We start from the raw sequence: 1,879 nt of genomic DNA, 5'->3' as shown, positions 1-1,879 counted from the left end.
TCGTGCGTGTCAGGGTGTCGGCATCGATCCCGGCCGGTAGCGACAGCAGCATCGTCTGGGAGAACCGGTCCACCCCGGTGTCGTGATCGAGCAGCCAGGCCACGATCGGTGTCACCGCGATTTCACCGATCCCGCCGCCGGGCAGTTCCGCAAGCCCCGGCCCCGCCCCACCGCTGATGTCCGCGACCTCCGCCAGCCCTGCCACGGTCTTCCGCTCGAAGACATCGCGGGCCGAGATCATCACTCCCGCGGCCTTGGCCCGCGCTACCAGCTGGATCGACATGATGCTGTCGCCACCGAGCCCGAAGAACGAGTCCTGGGCCGCCACCGAGTCCACTCCCAGCACCTGTGCGAACAACTCCGCGAGCACCACTTCCACCGGAGTCGCCGGTGCCCGGCCCGACCCGGCCGCCACCCCGTAGTCGGGGGCCGGTAACGCTGTGCGGTCCAGTTTCCCGTTCACCGTCAACGGCAACCGGTCCAGCACCACCACCGCCGCGGGCACCATGTACTCCGGCAACCGCTCGGCGGCGAAACCCCGCAGTTCCGCGGCCCGGCCGGCGGCGGCGGGATCGTTGACGTATCCGGTCAGGGAATCGACCGGGCCGTCGGGGAGGTACACGTGTGTGAACGCTTCGGGCACTGCGGCACCGGTGTGGGTGTTGGTGTCGGTGTAGATCGCGTCCATCAGGCCGGGGGTCGGGGACCAGGTCACCGCCGCGGTGTATCCCAGTTCTCGAGCGAGTCGGTGGCAGTCCTGTGGTGTGACCGCGTCGGTTGCGGGGCCGTTGTCCTCGCGGAGGTCGGCGACGGGGGTGTGGTCCGCGGCGTGGTCGAGGGCGTGGACCGTGGTGATGTCGGGTGTCAGTCCGGCGTGGGGGATTCCGCTGATCCGTATCTGGTGTGGGTGTCGGGTGTGGAGATATTCCCGTACTCGCGTCAGGTCCTCGAACTGCTGCCACGGCCGTACCGGTGCGGTGGCCAGCGATCGTGCCGCGACCGGTGCTTTACGCAGCACGACCTCGTAGCGGTACCGGCCCAGTTCGTCGGCCACCTGCGGGTCGTGCAGCGGCATGTTCTTGAGTTGTATGTCGACCGCCGCGATGTCGGGGAGGTGCTGGGGCAGGGCGGTGAAGAATTCCGGCGCCAGTAACAATTCCCGCTCGGCGAGCATTTCCCGCCGTACTCGTTGCCGTACCGTGGCCGTAGTGGTGGTGTCCTCGGCGCGGGCGCATTGCACTCCGGTGGTGAATTCCCGCAACAACGCCTGGTTGCGTACATCGCCGATGAACACCGCGCCTGCGGGGGTCAGCAACCGTAGCGCTTTGTCGAGGACATCGAGCAGATACGCCGCGTTCGGGAAGTACTGCACCACCGAGTTCAACACCACCGTGTCGAAGTGGCCTTGCGGCAACCCCTCGACCACATCGGCCGGCTGCACCCGCAACCGCACCCGCCCGGCCCAGGGCCGGCCCCGCAGCCCGGTATGCAATCCTTCGATCGAGGTGGCCGAGAAATCGGTGGCCCAGTATTGTTCGCATTCGGGTGCCAGCCGTGACAGCAACAATCCCGACCCGGCGCCGATCTCGAGTACCCGCCGCGGCCGTAGACCACGGATCCGTTCCACCGTCGCCGCCCGCCACGCCCGCATCTGTTCGAGCGGGATCGGCTGACCGGTGTAGCTGGAATTCCAGCCCGAGAAGTCTTCCCCGAACCCCACCGCACCCGCATCCGCATCCGCCTCAGGGCCGGTACCGTCCGTGCCGGTATCGTCCCGGATATAGCCCTGCTGCCCGGAATACAGTTCGTCGTAGACCCGCTGCCACTGCTCCACCAGTTCCGCTTCCCGGGTGTGCTCCCGCTTCAGGCTCACGTCCCG

At 67.7% G+C, this 1,879-nt stretch carries 1 protein-coding gene; it reads right to left on the bottom strand.

Translation table 11 applies throughout. The features are described 5' to 3' along the window. Positions 1 to 1,879: class I SAM-dependent methyltransferase (locus NS4_RS30965; RefSeq protein ID WP_157106352.1), on the bottom strand; the 1,879-nt coding region annotated here is incomplete at both ends.

The sequence above is a fragment of the Nocardia sienata NBRC 100364 genome, from assembly GCF_001613205.1.
Classification (GTDB): domain Bacteria; phylum Actinomycetota; class Actinomycetes; order Mycobacteriales; family Mycobacteriaceae; genus Nocardia; species Nocardia sienata.
Note: the sequence above shows the minus strand (reverse complement) of the source record. Positions and strands in the feature narration are given on the sequence as shown.